The sequence below is a fragment of the Paenibacillus sp. RU5M genome (genome assembly GCF_900221055.1).
In the GTDB taxonomy this organism is placed as follows: domain Bacteria; phylum Bacillota; class Bacilli; order Paenibacillales; family Paenibacillaceae; genus Paenibacillus; species Paenibacillus marchantiae.
Window position 1 is genome coordinate 1 of the sequence record NZ_OBQM01000018.1, and the last position, 26,955, is coordinate 26,955.

General features: G+C 46.9%; 26 protein-coding genes. 18 read left to right on the top strand and 8 right to left on the bottom strand.

Going from position 1 to position 26,955, the window contains the following annotated elements; all coding sequences use genetic code 11:
- Window positions 1–185: 185 nt before the first annotated feature.
- Entirely contained in the window at window positions 186–752 is a 567-nt protein-coding gene (locus CRO25_RS30200) for a GbsR/MarR family transcriptional regulator (protein WP_072733846.1), read from the bottom strand.
- Between the two features lie 200 nt (window positions 753–952).
- On the opposite strand from CRO25_RS30200, the gene CRO25_RS30205 reads away from it, so the two are divergent.
- From CRO25_RS30205 to CRO25_RS30235, 7 genes are all read left to right on the top strand, one after another.
- Entirely contained in the window at window positions 953–1,828 is an 876-nt protein-coding gene (locus CRO25_RS30205; RefSeq protein WP_063565861.1) for a carbohydrate ABC transporter permease, read from the top strand.
- Window positions 1,828–2,742, top strand: a complete 915-nt coding sequence (locus CRO25_RS30210) for a carbohydrate ABC transporter permease (protein WP_256863795.1) — start codon at window positions 1,828–1,830, stop codon at window positions 2,740–2,742. The genes CRO25_RS30205 and CRO25_RS30210 overlap by 1 nt, the downstream gene beginning before the upstream one ends.
- 34 nt (window positions 2,743–2,776) lie before the next feature.
- Window positions 2,777–4,156: an ABC transporter substrate-binding protein gene (locus tag CRO25_RS30215; RefSeq protein WP_079697534.1), complete on the top strand. Its 1,380-nt coding sequence runs from the start codon at window positions 2,777–2,779 to the stop codon at window positions 4,154–4,156.
- Window positions 4,157–4,243: 87 nt separating this feature from the next.
- Entirely contained in the window at window positions 4,244–5,011 is a 768-nt protein-coding gene (locus CRO25_RS30220) for an HAD family phosphatase (RefSeq protein ID WP_063565863.1), read from the top strand.
- A complete protein-coding gene (locus CRO25_RS30225) occupies window positions 5,008–5,343 on the top strand; it encodes a multidrug efflux SMR transporter (protein WP_063565864.1) in 336 nt (111 codons plus the stop codon). The genes CRO25_RS30220 and CRO25_RS30225 overlap by 4 nt, the downstream gene beginning before the upstream one ends.
- Window positions 5,343–6,353, top strand: coding sequence for a metallophosphoesterase (locus tag CRO25_RS30230; RefSeq protein ID WP_079697535.1), 1,011 nt, complete (start codon window positions 5,343–5,345; stop codon window positions 6,351–6,353). Before CRO25_RS30225 ends, CRO25_RS30230 begins: the two co-directional genes overlap by 1 nt.
- A gap of 350 nt (window positions 6,354–6,703) precedes the next feature.
- On the top strand, window positions 6,704–8,164 hold the full coding sequence (locus CRO25_RS30235; protein WP_079697536.1) for a carboxylesterase/lipase family protein: 1,461 nt from the start codon (window positions 6,704–6,706) through the stop codon (window positions 8,162–8,164).
- Between the two features lie 170 nt (window positions 8,165–8,334).
- On the opposite strand, the gene CRO25_RS30240 is transcribed toward CRO25_RS30235, so the two are convergent.
- Entirely contained in the window at window positions 8,335–9,489 is a 1,155-nt protein-coding gene (locus CRO25_RS30240; protein WP_079697537.1) for a VanZ family protein, read from the bottom strand.
- A gap of 253 nt (window positions 9,490–9,742) precedes the next feature.
- Between CRO25_RS30240 and CRO25_RS30245 the strand changes: the two genes are divergently transcribed.
- The 5 genes from CRO25_RS30245 to CRO25_RS30265 all read left to right on the top strand — a co-directional run bounded on the left by CRO25_RS30245 (window position 9,743) and on the right by CRO25_RS30265 (window position 14,929).
- Window positions 9,743–10,084 (top strand): zinc ribbon domain-containing protein YjdM, encoded by a 342-nt coding sequence (locus CRO25_RS30245; RefSeq protein WP_064642005.1) that lies wholly within the window; start codon window positions 9,743–9,745, stop codon window positions 10,082–10,084.
- A 192-nt stretch (window positions 10,085–10,276) separates the two neighbouring features.
- Entirely contained in the window at window positions 10,277–10,834 is a 558-nt protein-coding gene (locus CRO25_RS30250) for an RNA polymerase sigma factor (protein WP_063565868.1), read from the top strand.
- On the top strand, window positions 10,791–12,449 hold the full coding sequence (locus CRO25_RS30255; RefSeq protein WP_079697538.1) for a DUF4179 domain-containing protein: 1,659 nt from the start codon (window positions 10,791–10,793) through the stop codon (window positions 12,447–12,449). The genes CRO25_RS30250 and CRO25_RS30255 overlap by 44 nt, the downstream gene beginning before the upstream one ends.
- Window positions 12,450–12,880: 431 nt before the next feature.
- Entirely contained in the window at window positions 12,881–13,693 is an 813-nt protein-coding gene (locus CRO25_RS30260; protein ID WP_079697539.1) for a class I SAM-dependent methyltransferase, read from the top strand.
- A gap of 174 nt (window positions 13,694–13,867) precedes the next feature.
- Window positions 13,868–14,929 carry an LLM class flavin-dependent oxidoreductase gene (locus CRO25_RS30265; RefSeq protein ID WP_079697540.1) on the top strand — a complete coding sequence of 354 codons (1,062 nt, stop codon included), beginning with the start codon at window positions 13,868–13,870 and terminating at the stop codon, window positions 14,927–14,929.
- Window positions 14,930–15,032: 103 nt separating this feature from the next.
- On the opposite strand, the gene CRO25_RS30270 is transcribed toward CRO25_RS30265, so the two are convergent.
- Window positions 15,033–15,692, bottom strand: coding sequence for a TetR/AcrR family transcriptional regulator (locus tag CRO25_RS30270; protein ID WP_079697541.1), 660 nt, complete (start codon window positions 15,690–15,692; stop codon window positions 15,033–15,035).
- 192 nt (window positions 15,693–15,884) lie between these two features.
- Here CRO25_RS30270 and CRO25_RS30275 point away from each other — a divergent pair, with 192 nt between their 5' ends.
- Entirely contained in the window at window positions 15,885–16,700 is an 816-nt protein-coding gene (locus tag CRO25_RS30275) for an SDR family oxidoreductase (RefSeq protein ID WP_064641617.1), read from the top strand.
- Between the two features lie 159 nt (window positions 16,701–16,859).
- Here CRO25_RS30275 and CRO25_RS30280 read toward each other — a convergent pair whose 3' ends face one another.
- Window positions 16,860–18,620, bottom strand: a complete 1,761-nt coding sequence (locus CRO25_RS30280) for a cellulase family glycosylhydrolase (RefSeq protein ID WP_079697542.1) — start codon at window positions 18,618–18,620, stop codon at window positions 16,860–16,862.
- A gap of 97 nt (window positions 18,621–18,717) precedes the next feature.
- On the bottom strand, window positions 18,718–19,194 hold the full coding sequence (locus CRO25_RS30285; RefSeq protein WP_079697543.1) for a DUF4385 domain-containing protein: 477 nt from the start codon (window positions 19,192–19,194) through the stop codon (window positions 18,718–18,720).
- Between the two features lie 116 nt (window positions 19,195–19,310).
- Between CRO25_RS30285 and CRO25_RS30290 the strand changes: the two genes are divergently transcribed.
- From CRO25_RS30290 to CRO25_RS30295, 3 genes are all read left to right on the top strand, one after another.
- Window positions 19,311–19,778 (top strand): YfbM family protein, encoded by a 468-nt coding sequence (locus tag CRO25_RS30290; protein WP_072733835.1) that lies wholly within the window; start codon window positions 19,311–19,313, stop codon window positions 19,776–19,778.
- A 100-nt stretch (window positions 19,779–19,878) separates the two neighbouring features.
- On the top strand, window positions 19,879–20,010 hold the full coding sequence (locus CRO25_RS34080; RefSeq protein ID WP_256716703.1) for a hypothetical protein: 132 nt from the start codon (window positions 19,879–19,881) through the stop codon (window positions 20,008–20,010).
- Between the two features lie 211 nt (window positions 20,011–20,221).
- Window positions 20,222–21,727 carry a copper amine oxidase N-terminal domain-containing protein gene (locus CRO25_RS30295; RefSeq protein WP_256863796.1) on the top strand — a complete coding sequence of 502 codons (1,506 nt, stop codon included), beginning with the start codon at window positions 20,222–20,224 and terminating at the stop codon, window positions 21,725–21,727.
- Window positions 21,728–21,805: 78 nt separating this feature from the next.
- Here the strand turns inward: CRO25_RS30295 and CRO25_RS30300 are convergent, their stop codons facing one another.
- The 3 genes from CRO25_RS30300 to CRO25_RS30310 are packed head-to-tail and all read right to left on the bottom strand — an operon-like array spanning window position 21,806 to window position 24,644.
- A complete protein-coding gene (locus CRO25_RS30300; protein WP_063565877.1) occupies window positions 21,806–22,264 on the bottom strand; it encodes a GNAT family N-acetyltransferase in 459 nt (152 codons plus the stop codon).
- Entirely contained in the window at window positions 22,261–23,181 is a 921-nt protein-coding gene (locus CRO25_RS30305) for a D-alanine--D-alanine ligase (protein ID WP_079697544.1), read from the bottom strand. Before CRO25_RS30305 ends, CRO25_RS30300 begins: the two co-directional genes overlap by 4 nt.
- A gap of 11 nt (window positions 23,182–23,192) precedes the next feature.
- Window positions 23,193–24,644 (bottom strand): PLP-dependent aminotransferase family protein, encoded by a 1,452-nt coding sequence (locus CRO25_RS30310; protein ID WP_079697545.1) that lies wholly within the window; start codon window positions 24,642–24,644, stop codon window positions 23,193–23,195.
- Window positions 24,645–25,316: 672 nt separating this feature from the next.
- On the opposite strand from CRO25_RS30310, the gene CRO25_RS30315 reads away from it, so the two are divergent.
- Together CRO25_RS30315 and CRO25_RS30320 are read left to right on the top strand one after the other, a co-directional pair.
- Complete coding sequence (locus CRO25_RS30315) at window positions 25,317–25,673, top strand: nucleotide excision repair endonuclease (protein WP_063565880.1); 357 nt, start codon at window positions 25,317–25,319, stop codon at window positions 25,671–25,673.
- Between the two features lie 279 nt (window positions 25,674–25,952).
- The gene (locus CRO25_RS30320) at window positions 25,953–26,702 is read left to right on the top strand and encodes a Bax inhibitor-1/YccA family protein (RefSeq protein ID WP_063565881.1); all 750 of its coding nucleotides are present in this window, start codon (window positions 25,953–25,955) and stop codon (window positions 26,700–26,702) included.
- Window positions 26,703–26,955 lie beyond the last annotated feature (253 nt).

Below are 26,955 nucleotides of genomic sequence, written 5' to 3' on the forward strand. Positions count from 1 at the left end.
CTATGAATGGCTTTCAATTTCTCATCTAAACTGAATTTAGGCAAAAAAACTGCACCTCCATTGTTAGTCGTGTCTAACAAATGGGGTGCAGTTCAGCACATCGTTGCTCGCCGAGTTGGCTTTTTTAGTTTAACGAACGAAGTGAATGCTATTCATAATAAGGCGTATATGATTCCTTAGCGTGTTTAATCACTTTCATGTGGAGCGTCTTTGTAAAAAACTCCATCCCGCAGTTGATCTACAAATCCCTGCAACCACTCATAATACTGCTCCGCATGCTGAAGTTTATGCAAATCCCGCAAAGCGTCTTCCCGTTCCTCCGGCGGAGTTGTTCTGGCGAGAATAATCTCCGATAACTGCGGAATGACCTCCCGAAGGCTTTCCTGCATCACGTCGATTTCCCGTTGAAGCTTGGCCCCGAAGAAGTTCTGAAACGTACGGAAAAAGTTGGTTTCGGCCAGATACTGATCCTGGCGTTCCCGCTTTTCCTCCAATTTATAGATCATCTGAGATTCGGTAAGCGAACGTACAGCATAACTCATATTACTTTTGCTCATGTTCATGGACGTTTTCATCTCTTCAAGCGTCATGGGACGATCCTCAAAATACATAATGCCATACAGTTGACCAAATGAATGATTGACTCCATACAGATCCATGGTATTGGCAATGGCGTCAATGACTTTCTCCCTCAGCTCGGGCCGATAGGACAACGACGAATGGTTCTGGTCCTCGGCAGCTTCTTTTCCCACAATCTCACCTCTAGTATATGGATGGGACTCCCTGTTTCCTTTTCATATTTTACATGACCTCGCGTTATTTTAACATAACCCGGAATTACATTTTTCAAATGTATTATACAATCATTTTTGTACAGAAGAGATTAAAGGGAGTTTGAAGACATGATTTTTAGAGAAATTAAATAAAATTTGGACGATTAGGAGTGTGCAAATTGCGTGTGAAATTATGGAGGGAGACAGAAGCGGTTCTCTTCACCCTTCCTGCCCTTATCCCATTACTCATTTTCTGGCTGGGGCCTTTGGGATACATTGTTTATCTGAGTTTTACGGATTGGGACTTCATGAGTCCTGACAAATTATTCGTCGGTTTGGATAACTACAGCTATCTGCTAACCAATTCTGAATTTTACCGTTCATTAAAAGTTACGCTGTTGTTCGGTCTTGGAAGTGTAGTGCCTACGATTGTGGGTGGATTGGCGCTGGCCATGCTCATGAACAGCAAGATTAAGTCCTCCGGCTTGTTCCGGACGCTGCTGTTCTCCCCTTGGGTGACTCCGACAGTCGCAGTCTCCATTGCGTGGTCATGGATTTTCGAACCTGAAGTGGGGCTGGCCAACCTGTTGCTTGGCTGGGTCGGCATATCCCCGATCGGCTGGCTGAAAGATCAGAACTGGGCACTGGTAGCTGTGCTCATCGTCACGCTGTGGAAATCGATTGGCTGGTCTATGGTATTTTATCTGGTCGCATTGCGTAACCTGCCATCCGATCTGCTTGAAGCGGCATCGATTGATGGGGCAGGCAGCTGGGACAAGTTCCGAAGCATTACACTGCCGTTGATTTCACCCACCACGTTCTTCCTGTCCATCATTCTGACGATCCAGTCGCTTCAGGCTTACGACCAGATCAACGTGATGACGCAAGGGGGACCAGCGGGATCAACAAGAACACTGCTTTACATGTATTATCAATCTGCATTTGAGTCCTTCAATGTGGGCGAGGCTTCTTCCATCGCCGTCGTTATTATTCTGATCTGCGTTCTGCTGTCAGGAGTATCTTTCCTGCTCGGCCGACGCCTGGTGCACTATTGATGAACATGACCACTCTAAGCAACCAAACAAGAAAAGATAATCGTCGTGAGGAAGTGCAGAAACGGAAGGTCCCTCGTGCAGGAAAAGGATTTGCTACCGCACTTCGCTATCTGCTGCTTGCTCTGGTGAGTCTGGCGATGGCATTTCCGTTCTACTGGATGGTCATTAGCGGTTTCAAAACGAATGACGAGATCTGGCAGTTCCCGCCAACCTTCTGGCCCGAAACGTTCCGCTGGAACAATTATGTGAATGCGTGGCAGTCTGCTCCATTTGCCCGTTACATTCTGAACAGTACAGGGGTAGCGGCAGCGATCTGTCTGATCCAGGTCATTAACTCCAGCATGATGGCCTATGCACTCACCCATATGCGTTTTCGTATAAAAGGGGTACTCACCGGACTGATTCTGGTAGGCTACATGATTCCGAGTACCGCCGTTTATTTGCCCAGTTATTTGGTGCTCAGCGAACTTAAATTACTGGATTCCTATACCGGACTGATTGTGTCCAACTGTGTCAGTGTGTTCTCTATCTTCCTGATCCGTCAGGCGTTCATGCAGGTATCCCACGAATTGGTGGAAGCCGGCCAGTTGGATGGAGCGTCGCACTTCCGCATTCTGTGGACCATTATGACGCCGCTGGTTCGTTCGTCGTTTGCCGTGATGGTGTTGATTACATTCATTGACCAGTACAACAACTATTTCTGGCCGATGCTCATTACCAAAGACCCCAATCTGCAACTGGTATCCGCAGGTCTGCGCAGCTTTTTCGTGGAAGGTGGAGCCTACGGTCTGGCATGGCCGCAGATCATGGCTGCCAGTGCTTTTACCATCGCACCGCTGCTTATCCTTTTCCTGTTTACCCAGAAAACGATCATGCAGAGTGTGAATATTACTGCCGGCGTGAACAAGAACTGATTTTCACAACATACTTTATATAGGAGGAATCAAAATGAAATTGGGTCAAGCGAGTATGAAATGGCGTAACAAATTAAAGCTCAGGTGGAGAGGGGGCATGTCGCTGGTACTGGCTGCGAGTTTTGCCCTGATCACCGCGTGTGGTTCCTCTGCCGATAGCGGCACGGGCACGGGTTCAGATGCAGTAGCTGCGAATGGAGCTGATTCTGCATCAAGTAGTCCGGTCGAGATTGAGTTCTGGTATGGTCTGGGTGGTAACCTGGGAGATAACATGAAGAAGACGATTGACGCCTTCAATGCATCCCAGAACGAAGTTGTTGTGAAAGGGATTGTACAAGCCGATTACACGGAGACCGAACAGAAACTGCAGGCTGCCATTGCCTCGAAAAAAGTACCCGCCGCTGTACTAAGCTCCAATATCGACTGGGCGCGCAAAGGCTACTATGCACCTCTGGATGAGCTGATCGCCGCCGATCAGAGCTTTAACAAGGAAGATTACGTGCAAACCTTCCTGGAGCAGGGAAAAGTAGACGGCAAGCAATATTTCTTACCGATGTACGGAACAACTCAGATTATGTATTACCGTATGGATGCGCTGAAAGATAATAATATCGATCCTGCCACTCTGACCACATGGGAGGCACTTGCTGAAGCGGCAGCGAAGATGAGCAAGCAGGAGAATGGCAAGACAACCTTCTACGGCTGGGAGCCGATGTGGGGTAGCGATAACATGATCGACGCCGTGCTGGGCAAAGGCGGGAAGATTCTGAGTGATGACGGCAAGACCGTAACGATTGATTCACCGGAATGGGTAGAGACGTGGGAGCTGTTCCGCAAGTGGATTAATGAGGACAAGACCATGGGTATTCATTTTGGCGGCCAAGGCTGGGAGTACTGGTACAAAACCATTGATGATGTCATGAAAAATAAAGCAGCTGGATACACCGGTTCCAGCGGTGACCAGGGAGATCTCGATTTCAGCATCGTTGCAGCCATGGAACAACCGGGCTGGGAAGGTGTAGGCCAAGGCAAACCTGTAGCGAGTGCGATCATGGCAGGTATCCCGGCCGAAGCGAGTCCAGAACAGCAACAAGCAGCTTATAAATGGCTGACGTATTTCTCGGAAACAGTGAATACAGCAGCTTGGTCCATGAATACAGGTTACATTGCAGTTCGTCAATCTGCTCAAGAAGATCCTGCTTTCAAAACGTTCAGTGAAGAGAACCCGCAAATCAAGGTTCCACTGCAGCAGGCTTCCCATGCTTCGGCTCCGTTCCAGGACCCGACCGGAGGCAAAATCAATGATGCACTGAAGGATGCGGCAGATCAGGTACAGATTAATAACATTCCAGCGGCACAAGCGCTGAAGGAAGCCAAAGAAAAGGCTCAAAAAGAATTGGATCGCGTGAAATAACAAGGGAAACAAGTTTAACTTAGAGGAGCGGTGCAGTCATGTGCCGCTTTTCTGACTTAGTAATTCAGCAGATAAGGAGCGTAACCAATGCCCGAATTAACGCTTGGGAGCCTTTCTACCCCAATTGAGGCTATTTTATTTGACAAGGATGGGACATTGCTTGATTTTACAGCCATGTGGGGCTTCTGGACCGATTGCGTGATGGAGAACTTCCGGGAAGAGCTTGCTGCCCGTGGCCTTCAGTTCAATGCAGTAGAGATTCCTCATATATGGGGAACATTCCATGATGAGCAGGGACGAATGAACGGTTATGATGTGCGAGGACCCCTTGCCATGGGAACGATGGAGGAAGTCTACGCCGTATTAACTTGGCATGGCTATCGTGCAGGATTAAGCTGGGCGGAAGCGAAAATTATTGTGAGGGAATGTTTGCTGCAGGCAGAATACGCAATGAATAAGGAGCGCCCTGCTCAGCCCCTCCCAGGCGTTCTTGCCTTTCTTGAGCACTGTCGCAGCAAAGGACTGAAAATGGGTGTCGTCACAGCGGATGAGACAGAAAATGCCCTAAGTCATTTGAAGTGGATGGGGATTGAATCTTTTTTCACCGTAGTTGTAGGAACGGATCAGGTTGGACGGGGAAAACCGTTTCCTGACATGTTGCTGCTGGCGTGTGAGCGTCTGGGTGTACCTACTGCAAGAGTTGTCGTGATCGGCGATACGGATGGTGATATGGAGATGGCTCGTGCTGCCGGGGCTGCCTGGAAGATTGCTGTCGGCGAACCTGCTCATATCAAGCTCGCGGATCTTACGGTTCGTTCGTTTGATGAATTGCTGGAAGTCGAGGTAAACCGATGACGAACCATTCGTATACGGGATGGATACTACTTGCCCTAGCGATTGGATTGGAGCTGAGCGGTACGATTCTGATGAGGGTCTCGGATGGTTTTACCCGCGTATGGCCTTCCATTCTTATGTTTGCTTGTTATGGAGCGAGCTTTACCCTGTTGAATTTTGCTGTGAAGTATATGCCGCTGGGTGTTGCTTATGCCATCTGGTCGGGTGTAGGCATTACATTGATTGGGATCGTGGGACATTACTTTCTGGGTGAACGTCTGAAGGCGATGTCGATCGTCTGGATGGGCTTTATTCTGATTGGTATTATTGGACTGAAATGGAGTGATTCCTGATGGATAATGAAAATAAATACGAACAACCGATAATCAGCTTCCAGGTCATCACAGATACTCATGTGAGAGAGCAGGCTGATCATATCCATAACCGTCATCTGGAGAAAGCGCTGGAAGACATCGCAACGTATAGCCATGGCAGCAGCGGAATTATGCATGTGGGCGATGTGACCGATCGTGGACTGCCGCAAGAATACCAAGAGTTGCAGCGTATATTGGAAGCTCACGGCGAATCACTGCCTCAAATCCGTTACACTGTAGGCAATCATGATATTGGAGCCATTCTATGGGGAGATCCGCCGCTGAACTTGACCACAATGACCCAGCACGAGGTGGGTCAGGTGTTGGGGCATTCAGGGGATATGGGCCAGGTCGAGGCTCATGGTATTGAAAAACCCCAGAATTCCGTCTCAATTGAAGAGTTATGGCAGAAGCGGCTGAGTGATTTTACAGCAATCACAGGTATGAACGGATCGTATCATGACCACTGGATCGACGGGTATCATTATATCTTCTTGGGTACGGAGCAGCCTCATCCAAAAGATTGTGATATGTCTGCCGATCAACTGCAATGGCTGGAATCGAAACTGTCGGAGCAAGCATTGCCGGAGCAGCCGATTTTTGTCTTTCTCCATCAACCACTGATGGATACAGTCGCGGGTTCCATGAAGGAACAGGGTTGGTATGGCGTGAGTCAGGACGCAGCATTAAAGGCTGTGCTAAGTCGTTATCCGCAGGTCATCCTCTTCTCTGGGCACACCCATTGGCAATTAGAGGCTCAGCGTACCATGTACGAAGGTGGCGGACAGCTGCCAACGATGTTTAATGCTTCCTCTGTAGCTTATCTCTGGACGGATGAGGATGAGCATCTGGAGGGAAGTGAGAGTCTGCATGTGGATGTATACCGTGATCGGGTTGTCGTTAAGGGACGTAATCATATAACCGGGAGCTGGATTGAAGGCGCAGAATATACGGTTCCTTATCCGGTAAAAGTAAACGGCGGTAATTGATCCATACATCGGGTGATTTGATGGAATATGCAGGACAGCAATAGAAGACTTCGCTCGTTAAATGAAGCGGAGTCTTTATTATTGCTGTAAAAGTTCCACGTGAAACGTAGCAGTGGTACTTGAATCTGGACAAACTTGTAAATGGGTATCGCGGAGATCTATACTCAGATAAGTGGAAACGCGCCTGCCAGTACGTACGAAAGGGCGTTGAAGCAATACAAAATTATTCTTCGTGTACGTTATTTAATAAACCTTGAGACAGAATTTCATCAGCTCAAAGTTACACCCAGATCTGAACAATACCAGTCGTAAACTGGAACTATCGATCAGTAGAGAGGATGTATGTGCGCATGAGGGAACTTCAAGTAAACACAAGATATGGCACGGTTCAAGGAGAGCTTCTGCATGGAGCGAGTGTATGGAAAGGCATTCCTTATGCTACACCACCCGTGGGTGAATTACGCTTTCAGGCTCCAATCCCACCCGAGTCGTGGGACGGAGTTCGGGAGGCGAAACAATTCGGTCCTGAAAATATACAGCCAAGAAATCCTCAAGCCGAGGGCCTATCTGGACAGCCTCCGGTGGAATCGGAAGATAGCCTTTACCTGAATATCTGGGCACCCGAAAAAGAAAGCCATGATCCACTTCCCGTAATGGTATGGATTCATGGCGGATCTTTCGTTTCAGGCGCTGGCAGCCAGCCCATGTACGATGGAACACAACTTGTCCTCCGGGGAGACGTTATCGTCGTGACGATCAACTATCGCCTGGGGCCGCTAGGGTTCTTGCATTTGGCTCCGCTTGGAGATGGTTTTGCATCTAATGTGGGTTTACTGGATCAGATTGCTGCGCTGCAATGGGTACAGGACAACATCGAAGCTTTTGGCGGTGATTCGCATAACGTCACTGTATTCGGAGAATCTGCGGGCAGCATGAGTATTGCGGCTTTGATGGCGATGCCAGCAGCCAAAGGGTTATTCCAACGCGCCATTATGCAAAGTGGAGCCTCACAAGTCATGCCAGCAGAGCAGGCTTCAGTCATTCGTGATGGCATGCTGAAGGTTCTGGGTGTAACACCGGATGACCTGCATAAACTCAAATCCATTCCAGTGGAGCAAATCATCGCTGCTGGCGAGACGGTCAAACAACAAAGCGGTGCAGGGATGGCCCTGTTGTTCCAGCCCGTACTGGATGGAGTTACACTTCCGAAGTCGCCTCTTCAGGCGGTAGAAGAGGGAGCCGCACAGGATATCCCTGTACTGATTGGAACTACTTTGCATGAAGGCTCGTTGTTCATTCAGCCTCAGGTGCCTTACTCCGAAGAGATCAACATGGTGAAGGCTGTTGATTTTATGACACCTGATCTGGAGAATCGGGCTGCCATTGCGGACAATTATCCCAAAACTGCAGATGGCCAGGCCCAGGTGATGACGGATCTGTTCTTCTGGCGCTCGGCTGTGCAATATGCGGCTGCTCAGCAGAAACATGCACCTGTATGGATGTATCGGTTTGATTGGGTGATGCCGGAGCACCCACTGCTGCATAAATCAATCCATAGCATCGATATCTTCTTTGCTTTTAATACGTTACCTGTATTGAAGTTTATGAATGCCGAACCGGATGCTGCCGCGGTAAAACTTGCAGGTAAAGTGCAGGATGCATGGATTTCGTTTGCCAAGCAGGGCAAGCCTGAGACATCGGGAGTTGATTGGCCTGCCTACGAAGATAATCGCGCTACGCTGATTTTTAATCATGAATTGGAGTTGGTCCATGATCCGGAAGCTTCCAAACGTGAGCTGCTGGGGCTATAGTTCGGCGACCTCTGAACTTCATCTCAACATAGACAAAAGGTGTGTCTCGTCATTGGCTGACGAGGCACACCTTTTTTTACGATGGATTGAACTTGTCGACTTTAATGGCAAACGCTACGGTAATATCTTTAACCTGAACCTATGTGCTGTGAGTGGAATGAGCCCAGAATTTATTTTCGGGAAGCTCTTGTCTTGGATACATCGTCACAGTAAAACGCTCGCTTGCCCCGGGAGAACAGCACCAGCATGACATGAACGAACAACACCAAGAGAATAAGCATATGCAGACCAAAAATTCCGACAGAGATCCACACCTTATAAGGTTCGAGCATCACATTTTCGTTCAGAAAGGCATAATCAGTTATGAATTGAGCTACGGTGACCAAGATCCAAGGGGCATAAAGTGCCAGCAACCTTTTGAACAGGGATGCGCTTGAAGGCTCGCCAGTTTCCCGGTTAATATATCTGAACCGCATGAGGGCAGACCCTGGAGTCTTGCCATCTCGCAAGGATGGAATAAAGAAAAATACAAACAGCATGGCGATCACCGTATTTAGCGCACTGACGATCACATTTGTATTACTCCAATTAAATATGGACATCAGATTGGACAGGAATACAACAACTACACCGTCAATGATAAGTGCCAGTAATTGAGGCACAGGATAGACCTTGTTTTGTTCCAGAATCTGCTCGCTCTTCGCCTGAATACTTGCTCGAGACGGGAATAAGGCAAGCAAGATGGGAGCGGCGAAAAATCCCAGTATCGTTCCTGAAGTATTCAGTAACAGGTCATCCACGTCAAACAGCCGGTACGGGCAATCATAAAAACCGTAGAAGCCGGTGATCTGGGTAATCTCAAAGAACAGGGATAAGCCGAATCCGCTTAACAAAGCCTGTTTCCAGTACGATCTCTTTTGCCAAAAATAACGGATATACACGCCAAGTGGCATGAGAAGCATTACGTTGAACAGAACCTGCAGAAAAGCCCTGCCCTGAATCATTCCCATATAGCTGGCGGGTTGAGACCAGATGATTGGTGTTTCTTTCATAATATCTTTTATAAAGGTGAACGGAACAAGGTTGTAATATACGGTATCCGCTGCTTGCTGTGCACATGTATTACGAGTGGTCGGGAAAGGAAGAATAACCAGACAGTACGCAGCCAGTAGGTAGAAAATAAATGAGAAGCTGACCCCAAACCGCGACCAGCTAAAAAATCCATCTTTCCGATATCCGTAGATCAACCAAGGAACCAGCAGAAACATGGCGATCAGGACAAAAATAAAGAAAGCCGTTTGGACAGGAAAAACATAGGGTGACATGAGCAGAAACTCCTTTTATAGGATATATATCAGCATTTCGTGTAAGACACGACTTTTAAGAATAGTATTTCGTTGTGATGCTCCACCATTTTTCTTTTATTGCTTCAGTATAAGGAACCTTCCTTAAATCAGGGGGTGGGGCAATCTTAAATTTAGTTTAAATCAATTAACCACCGTAGCCTATGTGGAACAATAGATTGCATTCCCGTATACTTGCGAGGAAGCCACAAAATGAATGGAGAGTTTAATACATATGTCTAATTTGCCTAATTGCCCCAAATGTAATTCCGAATACACGTACGAGGACGGTAATTTGTTGGTGTGTCCAGAATGTGCGCACGAATGGGCGCTAGCGTCTGAACAAGAGAATGCGGAAGAAACTAAAGTAGTACGTGATTCGAATGGTAATGTCCTGAATGATGGCGATACCGTTACGGTCATTAAGGATTTGAAGGTGAAAGGCAGCTCGTTGGTAGTTAAGCAGGGCACCAAAGTCAAAAACATTCGTCTGATTGACGGTGACCATGACATCGACTGCAAAATCGACAGCCTGGGCGCGATGAAGCTGAAGTCCGAGTTTGTGAAAAAAATCTAGCATCTCCTTTTGGCACGCTGGATTGCCATGTTATTGGCCTTGTCTTAAACCATAAAGAACGTTCATTTCTGCAATGCTGTGGAAGTGAAGGTTCTTTTTTGTTGTGTGGAGAAAGGGTAAGAATGAACCTTTGAAGGATCGGCTTTGTCTATAGATTTGAGAAGGCTGATGCAGAGAAAGGAGGGAAAGCTTTTGAACGAAAAGGAATTGTTTGAGATATACAACAAGGATGTGTACCGAACTTGTTATTACATGCTCCATCATGCTCAGGATGCCGAAGATGTATGCCACGATGTTTTTATTACGGTATTTCGTCAGGATTGGCAGAAGGTTGAATACATGAAGACATGGCTGATGAGAATTACGGTGAATCATTGTCTTAACTTTCTGAAGAGGGAACGCACAGCCAAGCAGCGGGAGAAAAGGCAGTTTATTCTCACCCCTCAACGAACTGCTGATCCGGTTGATACGTTGATCGAACATGTGGAGGAGTCCGAGGTCTGGGCACAATGGGTTCATGAGCTACCTGAAAAGATACGTTCAGCGATTCTGCTGCGTTATATGAACGAATTAAGTTTATCCGAAACTGCAGAGATTCTGGAAGTGCCACTGGGAACGGTGAAGTCCAGAGTATATAAGGGAATTCGATTGCTTAGGAAAAAATGGGATCAAGCCAGAAAGCAACATCAGAAAGGGGAAATGTATAGTGAAGCATACGGAAAATCTGTTGTCTCGTCATCTGAAAAATAATGCAGATATTCGCTATCCCGATTTCGATGCCATGTGGAATCAGATTCAACAGGATCAGGAGCGTTGCCCAGAGCTTCATGTATCAGAGAATAAAGAACATCTGCCGCAACAGATCAAATGGAAAAAGACTGCACTGATAGGAACCGCTGCAGTTATTCTCATGGCGACGCCAGTATATGCAGCAGTCCATTATAATTGGGGTGAAATTTTAAATGACCGTAGTGGTATCCAGAATGCCATGCAAAAGGATCTTGGACAGAAACTGAATCAGTCCGTAACGGTCAACGGTGTGACTTTAACACTGGATACAGCCTTTTCCGATGATAATCGCACGGTTATTTTGTATACATTGGACCCTGGTAAGTACGGAGGTGATACATTACAATTCCCTTCTATTGGCCTGCGGGATGAGAGTGGTAAGCTAATCGAAGGAAGATACTACCATGTTCCTGATCAGACCAATGGAAAGTTTAAAGGGTACTTTGAGACGGAGTGGACACCATCAGGAAAAGAAGCGAATGTCGACTTCACTGTAGGTGGAATCCAAATATTAGTTCCGGAAGAAAAGGAAATTACCCTAAATCCTTTTCAGCAACAATCACAGGTGTTCAATATTAATAAGGATGGTTTGGGTGAACTTGTAGTGAGCGCATTCAATGAAAAGGAAGATAAGATGATGTTGTCTACATCATTAACCTTTGATCAACCGGAGGTTCGTGACTATGCCTTTCCGTATTTAAAGATATACGATCAGAAAGGACAGATTTTGGAAGGGAATGCAGCGGGCATATATGGAAAGCCGGGAGAACATGGTGAATATATATCGGAACAGTTCTATAACTTGGAGAAGTTGAAGCAACAAGCAGCAAGTTATGTACTGGCTTACAGTAAAGAAGAAGGCAAAATGGAGCAATCACTGGATATTGGTATACGTCTGGATAAAACAGAGATGCTTAGTGGTACGAGTAAAAGAGTGCTAAATATACCTCTGGATCAGCAGTCGGATGGAGCAGTCATCAAGGAAGCCATAATTACACCCACCCAAATCAGGCTGATCGTTACTCATAGCGAATATTTCATGCAATTACCATATTTGCAATACACACTTGATGTAAATGGCAGCCAGTTAATTGGAGGGGTATGGCCGTCGGACGATCCGGCACATGAAGCGGAACTGCGCTTCGAAGTGACCTCTGGTCTAGAAATCAACCAAGATACACCAATGACCTTGTACGCTCGCCATAAAGTCAACTATTTTCAGGGTGAATTTGAGCCGATTATGTTATCCGAGATTGGGGAGAAACCACAGTACCTTGATTCAAATCTGGGCGGTTCTATAATCCATTGGACATATTACCGTAAAGACGGTGATTTGTACGTGGAGAGATATAGTGATGATCTACATTTTGGTGGAATTAATCAGACCTATACGATCCAGAAGGGCAAACGAAGTTATGGTACTCCTGCCAAAACTCAATTTGCCGGTGACGGAAAAAACCTGGGTATTGATCGGTATAATAATTACACATCGGATTCAGCAATCGTATATCCGTGGATGTACAGCACAGAAGAACCGGAACGTGAAGTAGCTGTGCAACTGGAAAATAAGAATTGACAGGAAATATTTAGAAGTACTATACTGGATAAAATTTAACAGTCAAACGCAATGATCAGGAGTATTAAGGCACAAGGTTTGGTCCAGAGAACTGTCGCTTCGGTGCAAGGCAGTCCAACCTTTCCCCAACTCACCTGTGAGCAGCAGAATCGAACCGTAGTTACGTGAATATCGTCATTGTTCAGCACACGAAAGGGCTGGATGTTGAAAATGATGCTATACGCTGACTTCATGTAGATCCTGACGGTTAACCTCCGTCATCAGGTCCTGAGATGTTATGGCAGGATAGGTTGGAGTATGATGTTTCCAATCCTGTTCATGGATCAAGAAGAGTGGTACCGCGAAGGTCAGACCTGTCGCCTCTTAGTTGAGGTGGCAGGTTTTTGTTTTTTTATATGCCCTTAATGTTGAGAAAAGGCAGGTGCAGAATCATGGAAAGATCACGTGTGATTGAGTATTATTCCAGATTTGACGAGTGGGGAAGGCTGGACCGTGAACCATTGGAGTTCATCATTAATATGCATTATGTCCGAGAGTCACTTCCGGCAACTGGACTTGTGCTGGACAATGGCGCCGGACCAGGCAAATATGCGATGGAGCTTGCCAAACTCGGATACCATGTCACGCTGTCAGACCTGACCCCTGCATCTGTCGATATGGCTCGGCAGAAGGCAAAGGAATTGGATTTGACACAGCAGTTTGACGGATTTCATGTGTTGGATGCGACCCATCTGAACGGTATTGCAGATGAGACATATGATGCATCTCTGATGCTGGGGCCGTTGTATCATTTGCAGACGGAAGAAGAGCGAGTGGCTGCGGTACGGGAGCTGCATCGGGTCACCAAGCGTGGGGGAACTGTGTTTGTAGCGATGCAGAGCCGTATGCGAATGGGCATTACCTCTTTGCAATTCCCGCAGCAATGGAAACCACATGACCACATGGAAGCTATCCGGTCTTTTGTGGAAAAGGGGACATTCGATCATCTGGATCAAGGACGGTTTACAGGGGCGTACTATTTCAACATTCAGGATATTAACCCGTTTATGGAGCAGCACGGATTCGAAACGGTAGACCTGATTGGATCGTCCAGTCTGAGAGCCATGCTCACAGAAGAGCAGCAGCAATACTGGAAAGAACGCGGAGAATACGATGAGTTGATCCAGTACATGATTGAGGCGGCCAAAGACCCGTCAATACTGGGAATCTCGTCTCATCTGCTGTACATTGGGAAAAAGAAATAATCATGAAATCATTGGATTTTGAGAAGAATATTTCACGAAAGTGCCCTCTGGAGAACAGGGGGCACTTGTATTTTTCCTCAAAATAGTTCAATATTAAGATAAATAACAAAAGGTGATCTACTTACAATAGGTTAGATGAACGACGGATCGCTTCATACCAGGGAGGAATAGACAATGGAAATCGGAATCAGTACATTTGTGGAGACGAACCCAGATGTAAACACAGGAGAACTTATAAGTCATGCGCAGCGTATTCGCGATGTCGTTGAAGAGATTGTTTTGGCAGATCAGGTGGGGCTGGATGTATACGGCGTGGGAGAACATCACCGTGCCGACTATGCCGCTTCATCACCAGCTGTTATTCTGGCTGCCGCAGCTTCACAGACCAAACGCATTCGCCTAACCAGCGCTGTAACGGTGCTATCTTCGGCTGATCCGGTACGGGTTTTTCAGGATTTTGCAACGCTGGACGGCATTTCGAATGGGCGTGCAGAGATTATGGCAGGGCGGGGATCATTCATCGAATCATTCCCATTGTTCGGTTATGATCTGAACGACTATGATGAGTTGTTTGATGAAAAATTGGAGCTCCTCTTAAAACTGCGTGATTCGGAAAAAGTAACCTGGGAAGGCAAACACCGCCCTTCCTTTAATAATCTAGGCATCTACCCGCGTCCGGTACAAGAGAAGCTGCCTGTATGGATCGGGAGTGGCGGTAACCAGGAATCGGTTGTCCGCGCGGGTCTGCTTGGATTACCGCTTGTTCTCGCCATTATTGGTGGTCGTCCTGTTCAATTCGCACCACTGGTGGAGTTGTACAAAAAAGCAGCTGCACATGCAGGTCACGACGCTTCCAAACTGACCGTTGCTTCTCACTCTCATGGCTTCATTGCGGATACAACAGATGAAGCTGTGGAGAAATTCTTCCCTCCAGCTCAGGCAGTAATGAATATGTTGGGCCGTGAACGCGGCTGGGGACACTATAGCCGTGCAACCTTTGACGCGGCACGTAGTCTGGAAGGCGCGCTGTATGTCGGTGATGTGGATACCGTTGCTCAAAAGATTATCTATCTACGTAAAGAAGTTGGTATTACACGCTTCATGTTACACACTCCCCTCGGCACGATGCCGCATGAGGAGGTAATGAGAGCTATTGAACTGCTCGGCAAAGAAGTGGCTCCCAAAGTCCGTGCTGAAATCTCGCGTTGGGAAGCTGAAAACGAAACCGCACGTTAATTAGCGATAGTAATCCCGTATATATAATGATAAAAAGGAGCAGGTCCTTCATCCGAGCGATGAAGTGCCTGCTCCTTCTTTCGTTTCCTTATCCATTCATGGCTTAGCCCTTGGAGGATACTCCAACAAGAGAAAGAATAACCATGGACAACGTATGATCATATAGCCGTTTCGCGGCCTCTTCACTCTCAATATGGCCTCCCAGGTACAGGTGGATGACGCCATGCAGAGGGGCCCAGATCATACGAACTGCAAGCAAGAGATCGTTCTCCTTAAGCATTCCCTGCTCAATTGAGACCGCAACCAGGGACGTAATTTGTTTGAGTGCAGTTGCTGTTCCTTGCAGACTCTCTGCATCTGGTTTGAATTCTGCAAAAGAACCGCCAAACATCAGCTGATAGAAGCTGGATTGTGTAATTCCGAAATCCCAGTAGGCATATGCGAGATCGCGAAAATAATTCTCGAATGATGCTTGCTGCGGCACGGATTCAAACGATTGGGATAGGAGGGAGCACCCCTCCATATATAGATATTTAGCTAACCCTTCTTTCTTGCCGAAGAGGTTATATATGATTTTGGTGGAGCACTCCATTCGTTCTGCCACGCGCCGAACTGTAACGGCTTCGGGGCCGTGCTCTTGCAGCAAGGATGCGGCGGCATGCACAATATTTTGGCGCAGGTTTTCGGAGTGCTGGAGTCTGGCTTCCTGAAAGGTAGTGACCGTGTGAGCGGATTTTTTGGAACCCGAATTGTGATCTTTCATCTATCTCATCCTCATACATCCATATTGTTGTTTAACGGTAACCGTGTTTCTTATCGTCATTCTACTGTTTTACGCTGGAAATCGTCAAATGATCAAAAGAAGTTGACAGTACGAAGACAAGAGAGTACGATGATTTCATTAGGAAACAGTGTTTCCAATAAAAAACGAGTGTTCTGAAAAGGTGGATGAGATATGAAGCAGGTTCAAAATCAATGGGTACTCATTACGGGGGCTTCTTCAGGAATTGGGCAGACTTTTGCATTGGAGATGGCGTCAAAAGGAAAACATGTGGTCTTGGTGGCCCGATCGGAGTCCAAATTGCGTCAATTGGCAGAACGGATTGAGCGAACCTATCAAGTGAAGACGGAAGTGATCGTAGCGGATCTATCCCAGGCGGATGCACCACAACACGTTTATGAGGAATGTATGAATCGGGGCATACAGGTTAATGTATTAATCAACAATGCGGGATTTGCCACGCATGGAATGTTTGAGCAGGTGGATGGTGCACGGCAGCAGGAAGAGATTATGCTGAATGTACTCGCAGTCATGAATATGACCCATCTTTTCCTGCCAGGTATGCTGCAAAAACGGAACGGTACCGTCATCAATGTTTCTTCAACAGCTGCTTTTCAACCTGATCCATACATGGCTGTATATGGGGCTACGAAATCTTTCGTTCTTTCTTTTACAGAGGCGTTGTATGAAGAGAACCGGAAACGAGGCGTTAAGTTTTTGGCTCTATGCCCTGGCTCAACCGATACCTCATTCTTTGACGTAGTAGGAGCCGAAGAGGCCTCGGTAGGCAAACGGGATACGCCTGAGCATGTTGTGGAAGTGGCGATGAGGGCGTTGGAGTCAGGCAAGCCGTATGCTGTGCCAGGTGCCTCCAATTATTGGACGGCCCAGTTCGCCCGCCTTATGCCGCGCAGACAAATGCTGAGGATTGTAGGGGGTATGCTTCGGCCCCGTTCGAAGAGTGGCAAGCCGCAAAAGGCACAGGCTTAACCATACCAAACCTACCAAACTCAAAGACGCTGCCAGCTGAAATACCCCACTGGCAGCGTCTCTATTTGAACAATCTTCAATACTGTGTAGGTCACGCTGCTGCATCCAGCAGAGCCCATTGCAATCAACGGGTCGTACAATCCTAACCCGCGAACAGGCTCAATTTCGTACCTCGCCAGTCACCTGATTTCCGTTCTTAATCAGAGTGTAGCGAATGAGCTCACCACTCCAGAAGTGAAATGTCAGCTCGATCTGTCCAGCGTGCAGTTCTTTGAGCCAATCGGGCTGTAGCTTAATTTCATTCGTTTCATAAGAAGGAGCAAATGTGGTCAAGAATTCCTTATACGGTGTCCAGTCCTGTGGCGCTGTGTTCTCACCGGATGTATACACAGCCTCCATCGTGGCAAGCTGATCACCTTGAAACTGGGTGGGAATGGAGAAGGAGTCTACTATACCTGTTGCGTCGCCCAACTCGGGCTCCGTGGACACAATCACATTCCATTTCCATTTTGCACCCTGATTGAACTTCGCTGTGAGTATCCCATTGTTCCCAAGCTTCTGAGTTGAGCTGATCATCCGGGATAACGCAGTGGATTTGACGGTTAACGTGTTGCCACTGAACGAATAATCCGTGCCAGCTTTCAGCATCTCCTCACCCGCATACAGGGCAACCAGCTTGTTTCCGTTTAACTTGATCGTCAATGGTCTGTCTCCCACAGGCGAACCTTGTCTGAAATAGAGCAGATCGCTTTCTCCTACGGCAGAACGTCCTGTCCAGGAAGCTTGGATCATCTGAAATAAATCCGGGTCAGCCCACTGGAATGTTTGTCGATTCAGATGCTGACCGTTGTCCCATAACATGGACGTGATCTTTTTTTCTTTTAACTGATGACCGATGAATTCAAAATATTTCAGCTTCTCTCCCTGTTCGATGACATCCGTATGTTTGTCAAAACCGAGCAGGCCGTATTCGCCCAGAATAACCGGAATGCCCTGAACAACCAGTGTGTTGTACACATTATTGAACGTGCTGGCCGCATCATTTTTCGTATCCGTATCGAAGGTGGTATGCCCTGCAATGTTGACGCTGAACGGCCAATATCCGTAATAATGCACCGTAGCAATCAGATTGTGATCCTTCAGCCCCACTATCGTCTGTTGCAAACTGTCGAGTCTCACCTGTTTTGGTGAACTTTCCAGCGTAGGCAGGACCAACGGACGCTCGGCGTTATTTCCACCTGTTTCCCGTACCAACTTAACAAATGCAGTGTTCAATTCATGCAAAAGCTCCAACTGCCGTGCCTCATCAATATTGCTGCCCGAGCCCATATCTCCGGCATTTGTTGCTCCGCGGTTAAAGCGCGGTTCGTTAACACTCTCGAACATCAGCTTACGCGGTTCATCTTTGAACTGCTTGGCAATGTGAGTCCATACTGCTTTATAACGGGAAAGCACCTGATCGTGGTTATTCTCCAGTTGGCTGATCCAGAGATAGGAATCATGGTGAACGTTCACGACGACATAGAGGTTGGCATCCAGCGCCCATTGGACAACCTCCTGAACACGAGCCATGTAGGCTGGATCAACAGTGTAGTCTGGTGCGTCCCTAATATGCCCATCCCATGTGACGGGAATGCGAATACTTCGGTATCCCTGAGCAGCGATCTGCTGTATCAGTTCCCGGGTAACTCGCGGGTTGCCCCAATACGTTTCATCAGGTCCGACCGTATCCAGAGAATTTCCCAGGTTCCATCCCGGCTGCATCCCGTCAACATCGCTTTGTAGCGGGCCAAAGGCTGTCATTTCATGTTGTCTGGCAAGTTCAGACTTGGCTGCAGAGGCAGGCAAAGGAAGCAGAATAAACAGACACAGGGTGATGCAAACAAGTGCCAGGACGAAATGGTGGCTAGGTGGGTTCATGAGGGCTCCTTTGGATGGGTATACATCGTTAATCTCGTGTGTGAAGCTTGATGTATTGCATTATATCAAAATGAACGTCTGCATAAATCATGTATTTTCACCCATGCTTCTGCGCGTTCTCCGACTCGTACTTTTCCCGGTGCTCCTGCTTCATTTTCACATAATCCGGATCCGTTTTGGCGATCTCCCATTGTGCTTTGAAAATGGCTGCTGATTCAGCCTTCACCTTATCATTCTGATAAGGCAGGGTGGAGCCGTCCTCCTTCGAGTATTTGCGTCCGCCTTTATGATTCGTATACCGCCTTGCCCGCGTATAGCCCATTTGCAGAAACTTACGCGCCATATCCATACCGACAAAGTCATCCTTTTTCTTATACTCCAAAAATAGTTCGTAGATCTTTTGCGAGGATTCTTTCGCAATTTCAGGTGTTTTGAACCGCCAGTGCGGTAGAATCTCGCTTTTGTAGGGCTCCACCATTAATACTCCTTGCTCTCCCCGGCCAACGGTATACAGTTCAGGCTGCTTGCGCAGATCAAGCTCCTCGTAATTGAGGCTGTAATCAAACTTTTTCATGGATTCCGCTCCTCCTTGAAGATTATTGTTCCTTTCCACCTCTTTACCCCGATTCTTGTACAACATGCACGGTTAATGGGAAAGAAGGGAAGTACATACATAGGAGGGATAAGGGTATGGGCATGTCCGGCAGATATCTTGTTGTCACCAATGAATTAATTGCATCCATTAAGTCAGGTGAAGTCAGTGTTCATGATTGTTCGGTCGAGCTGGATATCGATAAAATGTGGCAGATGCTTCAGTTTACGTTGACTGGTGAAGTGGTAGAGGGGCAGCCTCCTCTGGGATATGTGGTCCCTTTGGCAGGCGAACAATATCTGGGCAACTATTCAGACATGGATCTGTTCCTGCTGAACAATGAACAGGTGCTCGAGGCGTACATGGCGTTAGAACAACTGACACCTGAAGAATTGAAGAAACGGTTTAGCCTGGAACAAATGGTAGCTGAGGGCGTGTATCCTGTCATGGAGGATTGGGACGCAGAGGAGACATTCCAGGAGATCGTTCAGACACTGAATGATGTTCAGGCTTTATATCAGGCAACGGCTGCAAGCGGAAACGGAATTGTCTTTTATATTTTCTAAGTTGCCACCTCTGTCTGTTTAATTTTTCATTATTCCGGTTATTGATAGAAACAAGGCACAGATTGTTGCCTAAAATCCGGTAGAAGAGAGGGAATACGATATGACACAAGACCAGAATGAAGAGAACAAAGCCATTCAAGACGACGAACCGGATCAATTTGAAACCCCTGCACGTACCGATGGTAAAGAATCCGATGAGGACACTGAGGCAGAGGATACGAAAAAAGAATAAACTGAACTGTTTATGATTGGACTAGGCATAGTGTTGTTGAAGCCAATTACACCAAATTTTAAATATACGTCATACCCGAGGTCGGACCATCGTTCGGCCTTTTTTTGGTATTTATTTACCGATCCGGTTTACAACAATTACCTATAACCCTCATAATAGGAGTGAACCACATTTTTCCTAAGGAGGAGATTGTATCAAAAATCACAAGCTATTGAAGTGGATTGCCGTACCACTCGTTTTGATGATGGTTGCGCTTACGGGATGTCAGGCCGTAGGTGGCGTAGATATTAGCAAAGCCGTTGTCAACAGTACAACCGTCAAGTCCGGTGAATCCAAACAGTCGATGCATATAAAAATTGAACCTACAGCAAACCTCGTCGATGAGGATGCGCTTCAAATGATTGAACTCATTAATTCCGTTTCATTGGATATTGAAGATGCCAAAGTGAAGGACTCCAACACGGCGTCTGTCAAAGGTACACTGAGTATGCAAGGAAAGAAATTACCTTTCCATCTGTCGATGGATAAATCGGAAATGGTCATTGATGTAGACGGAGCGCAAAAGCCTCTATACATATCTTTGGAGGATGACACACTTCCTATGCTAGATACGAAGGCATTGGAGAAGCAGATCGAGGAGCTTTCCCCGAAATTGCTCACCTTTGCGCTGAAGCATTTGTCCAACCCGAAAAATATTTCCGTAACGCCGGTACAGGAATCGGTTAACGGTGAATCGCTGAGCCTCTCCAAGCTGCATGTGGAGATCAGTGGAGAAGAGCTTCTTGCCATGGTTAAACCGTTTCTGACAAGTGTTGCTCAGGATGAGCAAGGACTCAAGGATCTGATTGGAGATCTGTATGATGTGTTCTACCCTATCCTCGTTACATTCAACACGGTTGATATTGGCGACGGCAGTGCCCTTCCTTCTACGATTAGCGAATCACGGGATGCCGAAGTTGCTTCATTGTATGAAATGATTAAGGGCGGTCTTGACGAGATTCTTGCCAATTACGACAAGGAACTAGCCAACTTGTTGACCGAAACACCTGAATTGAAGACGGTGTTCGGAACTGAGACCAATCTCAAATTGGACTTTTATCTGGACAGCGCACTGAATATCCGTAAACAGAATTATGATTTCAAAGTAGCGTTGCCTGCTTCTGAAGATCTGCCGATCAAATCGGTATCCGTATATGGTGACAGTGAACTGTGGAATATTGGTGGACCAGTAACTGTGGATGCCGTGGACAAAACGGCTGGTGCAATTGATCTGATGCAGGGAGATATCACTCCAGGTCAGATGTTGCGCAATTTTGATTCCAATTCACTTGTGTATCAGCTGTTGAAAGATGAAGCGGGAATCACTCGTAAATATGTCATGTTGTATCCGGACGACGAAGCCTATGGCGCAGTCACTGTTAAAAATACAACATTTGTTCCTCTTCGTTATCTGTCCGAGGAATTGGATGCTGAAGTGAAATGGACCAAAGGCTCGGATAAAATCATCGTTATTGACGATATCACCGGCGATGAGATTGTCCTGACTGTGGGTTCCAAGAAGGCCACCGTTGCAGGCAAGGAAGTAACAATGGTTGAACCCGCCTATGTAGGCAAAAACGGCAAGACCTATGTCCCGCTGCGCTTTATGGCTGAGTCTCTTGGGGCATCTGTAGATAAGGAAAAAGAAACAGGCTGGATTTTCATCGACCGGCCATAAGTAAGTCGTATATTATAAAAAATGCCCGTTTCCAGCTGAACACGTTGGAAATGGGCATTTTATGTTTTACGCCGAAGGTCAGCTATGCTGCAAAGCCTGCGGCTTTTTGCTAAAGCCGGTGCTTCCTGCGGTAAAGCCCATCTGTTGGTAGAATTCATGCGCAGCTTCACGATCCGGGCGATTGCCGCTGTTTAGAGACAAGGAATCCACGCCATGAGTGGCTGCCCATTGTTCTGCTTCCAGAATAAGCTGACGACCGATGCCGGAGCTTCTGAACTGGTCATGCACGATAAGAGCCATAATACGGCAGTGTCTTCCGTTTTTTTCATATAGATAAGATGTTTGGAGGCCAATCAGTCCAACGACACGGCCACGGACCTCGGCAACCAACGTTGCAAAGTTTGAATCCGCAGCGATGTGCGAATAACGCTCCTTCATCTCGGCATACGTGGTTGGGTAACCGAGTTGATCCATAAGAATGACCATATCTTGCAGATCTTCAGAGGAACTGTTACGAATCGTTACATTCAGACTCATGATCGAGTTGCCTCCTTTTGGCGTTCTATTAACGAGAGATCAATGATGGAATCCAGCAAACTGGCAAAGGAGATACCAGCAGCGGCTGCACTTTTGGGCAGCAGGCTATTTCGGGTAAGACCTGGCAACGTATTCACCTCAAGCACGTATGGCATGCCATCCCGAATCATCATGTCCACGCGAGCATAGACACTGCATTTTAACACCCGGTAACAGGTTAATGCCGCAGCTTCTACACGTTTATGCAAATCCGCAGGCAATTGGACGACCTGCTCCTCAGCGCCGCCATCATTATATTTGGAGGTGTAATCGAAAAAATCGGCATTTGAACGAATCGAGATAACAGGAAGCATCTGACCATCCAGAACGGCGCAGGTAATCTCCTCACCCTCAATATATTGCTCAATCATGACGACTTCGTCCCAGACGAGAGCCGCTTCTACAGCCGCATGAAGAGCCGAGGGTTCTTGCACCACTTGCGTGCCGATACTGGAACCGCCTGAATTGGGCTTTACCACAACGGGATACGTTAACTGCTGCACAGCGACTGATGACAATTCATCCAGACTGCTTACCTGAAGCCACTCGCCAGTAGGTACACCCGCATGCTGGATGAGGCGTTTGGACATATCTTTGTCCATGCATACGCTGCTCGCGAGGACACCACAGCCTGTGTAAGGAACACCCAGCGACTCCAACGTACCTTGAATCGTACCATCCTCGCCGTATTTGCCGTGCAGAGCGAGCAGTGCCACATCCAATCCTGCTGCTTTGTCAATGAGATCACGTTTGCTATTGATCTCCACCGGAATAACCTCATACTTCTGTCCATCCAGATGGTTGATCATCTCCTGTCCGGTGAGCAGAGAAACATCCCGCTCCGAAGATGTGCCACCCATAATAACGCCAACTTTCATGTGAATCCTCCTCATTTCATTTGAGCAACCGTCTCGCCAATGATGCGAATACCTTTGCGAATGTTCTCATCGCTGACTCGGGAGAAGCCCAAACGCATCGTGTTTTGTCCCTGGCCTGGTTCAAGATAAAAGGTATCCCCGGGCATGAAGGTAACGCCTTTTGCCTTGCAAGCCGCCAGCAGCTCCCTCGTGCGGTATTCTGGTGGGAATTGTACGAACAGGTGAAGTCCGCCTTCACCGGAAACCCGGCACATCGGCAGATACTGCCGCAAGCAGCGGACGACCAGCTCATATTTTCGCTTGTACTCTGTGCGGGCCCGCTTCAAATATTTCTCGAAATTGCCGTTGCTCAGATACTGATAGAGCAGGGACTGATCCAGCGTCGAGGTATGAATGCTGCGCGCCCGTTTCATGCTTTCCAGGTAATCAATCAGTTCTGCATCCGCAATGACCCAGCCTACCCGCAGTCCCGGAAACAATATCTTGGAGAAGCTGCCCAGATACACGAGTCCATTCCCTTTGCCCACACTGGCAATCAGAGGGGAGACGTGTGAACCCGAATACCGCAATTCCTCGTTAAAGCCGTCTTCAATAATCGGCACCTGGTACTGGTTCATCAACCGAATGATCTCTGTCCGTTTGGCAGGGGATGTCACGATTCCGGTAGGATTGTGGTAGGAGGGCACAAGATAGGCCAGATCATACGGGTTGGCTGCAAGTTCCCGTTCCAACTGCTTTAGGTCCAGACCATCTGATTCCATATCCACACCGGTGAGATAGAATTGATGAAGCCTCAGATTTTTAACAGCGGTATGATGTGTCGGGTTTTCACACAGGGCCCTGCCGCTTTTTTTGCGAAGTGCGCCTAGTACCAGATCAAAACCTTCCGTAAATCCGTTGGTAATCAGAATATCTTTGCCGGATAGGTCGACACCTTTATTTTCCATATAGCGCAGCAGATACTTCATAAGAGGTCTGTAGCCTTGTGCATATCCGTAATTCAGCAGCACTTCCCCTTCAAGCGACATCCGGTCGAGAAAGGCTCTTTTGACATTGTGCATGTCGAACAGCTTCTCATCCGGCGCGATGCTGGTAAATGAAATCTCACCACGCTCTGAGCCAGAGCCATGTTTCATCAGATCATACTGCTCTGCCTGGATTGCATAATCGCTGACACGTTCGTTCCAGTCCAGCTGCCACCCGGATGTTGCCTCAGGTGCATCAATGGTGGAGCTTACGTAATTGCCTTTGCCTTTGATCGCGTAAATCAGGCCTTCCTCCTCAAGTTCAGCATAGGCCAGCAGAATCGTGCTGCGGCTTACTTTCATGAGTGTACTGAGTTCGCGGGTGGAAGGAAGCTTTTGTTTGGCTTGCAGGCCGCCTTTGAGCATCAATCGCTTCATATAATCTTTGACTTGTATATATACAGGGCGGTCCTCCGTCAGTTGCAGATCGGAATACATCCCATCACTCCCTTATTTGCTATCTTGCCATATTATAACCCCCGCAGAAAGAACCACGATACCTCTGTTTCCCTGCGGAGGTGGTTGGTTGTTTGCGCAAACGTAAAAAAGCCCTGGCATCATGCCGGGCTGGGGTGAAACGTGATCCATCTTTTATAGTGCTGCTGCTTATAACTTTCTAGGTTGGCGTTGCATGACTAGTCTCTCTAGGATCGATAGCTATCTGTCCTTCTACGTGTGTCTATTTACTCTCGTACGGCTATAATTGCAGGCTTTCTAGGTCAATCCAGTTCTATACTATCTTCGTAAATCTAGGATCTTTCTACGTTTGCTTGCTGCAAGGGTCGAATAGATGATGAATCGTAACACTATAAGGCTAGGTTCTTGCTAACTGTACTCTTGTCGTGCGCACGTAACAGAATTCAGTATGAAAAAGATGATCAATCATAGGGTACAATAGACGGAAGTAGATATAAAGACATATGTCTTAGTGCCCAAATTCTTCCTCATACCCCTATAGTACCACTTTGAATCAGGGAAGTTAACCTTTTTTTTGAAATATTTGTCGTAATAGTTGAAAAAAGCTTGAATCTTGCTTCTTATTAATGAAATGGTTTCCCTTTATAATATATGATAGGATGTAAACCTATAGATAATGAGGAAGTGAACCTATTGATTAATATTACTGTGCCAACACCAGATGTCACCATCACGAAGCAGGCTGATCCACAGCTTAGCCACATTTATGGATTCACCGATTTCCACCTGATTACGCGGGAACAGGGCGGTATCTTTATGTTTTACAATGCTGCTGATGAGTTGTTATTTGTCGGGAAAGCACGAAAATTAAGACCGCGCATCAAGAAACATTTTGAAGATACCGTATCACCAATGAAGTCACACCGCGAGGAAGTAACCACCATTGAAGTGTGCGTTATTGAAGATCCGGTGGATCGCGAAATTTACGAGACCTATATCATCAACACGATGCGTGCGAAATACAATGTAGATAAAGTGTTGTACAAATAATTATCTCGAATATGCCCCAAGAGCGTTAAGAATTGGAATCAAATGATGGAATGTGCTGAATAAAGCGTAAAGTATTCTTCGCAAAGTTTTGGGACATATAGCCCATGCCTTGCGTCAACAGACAAGGATGTGATCTCCGGATTGCATCCCACGTCTGCCTGGAAGCATTAGAATTTATATTTTCAATATGCAATTTAATATGTAGTTCGTAGAAATGGCAATGTAGAACGTAGAGATGGTAGTACAGGATTAACCAAATACATAGAAGAGGTGATTGTTTTGATCGGACGTAGCGGTAACCCCACACTCAAAGATAGTACGTTTGAAGACTCCAGAGGCTATGGAGATGATCGATATCAGACTAGAATGACGATTAACGGTACGGTAAACAAGGCGTTTATTACGCTGGTAATCCTGCTGGGCAGTGCATTTGCATCTTGGATGATGTTTTTCAATGGGCAGGAAGTGCTTCCTCTTGCATATGGAGGGGCGATTGTCGGATTTATCCTCGCATTGATTATTTCATTCAAACCTGTTGCAGCGCCTTATCTTGTGCCGATCTATGCCGTTGCGGAAGGGATGTTCCTCGGAGCACTCTCGGCTACGTATGAATACTTGTATAACGGCATTACGCTGCAAGCTGCTTTGCTGACCATGGCCGTCTTTATTGCTCTGCTGATGGCATACAAGACAAGACTGATCAAAGCTACGGAGAATTTCAAGCTGGGGGTTGTGGCAGCAACCGGAGGCATCATGATTATGTATCTCCTCAGTTTTGTTCTTGGTTTTTTCGGGATTACCGTTCCCTATCTGCATGACAACAGCCTGATCGGAATCGGCATTTCTGTCGTCATCGTCATTGTGGCCGCACTGAATCTGGTACTTGATTTTGATTTTATTGAAAGTGGTGCCGACAACGGTGCTCCGAAATATATGGAGTGGTACGGTGCATTTGGATTGATGGTTACGCTGGTATGGCTGTATCTAGAAATTATTCGTCTACTCGGCAAGCTGCGGAGCCGGGATTAAATTCAATTCAAATTTTTACAAACTTAATGTTGCAAAATTCGTCATCAAAAGCTAACTCGTGCCCAAAACACGCAGTTAGCTTTTTTGCCTTTTACGCGATAGTCTCAACATCGAACTGTGTACATTCTTCCATATATGGATTGACTGAATGGAAAAGAATGTGATATTTTAATTGATAATGATTATCATTTTCGTTAGTCTAATATAGTACCGGCTGTATTGCCCTGTACATTTCATATCAAACCGATCAAGC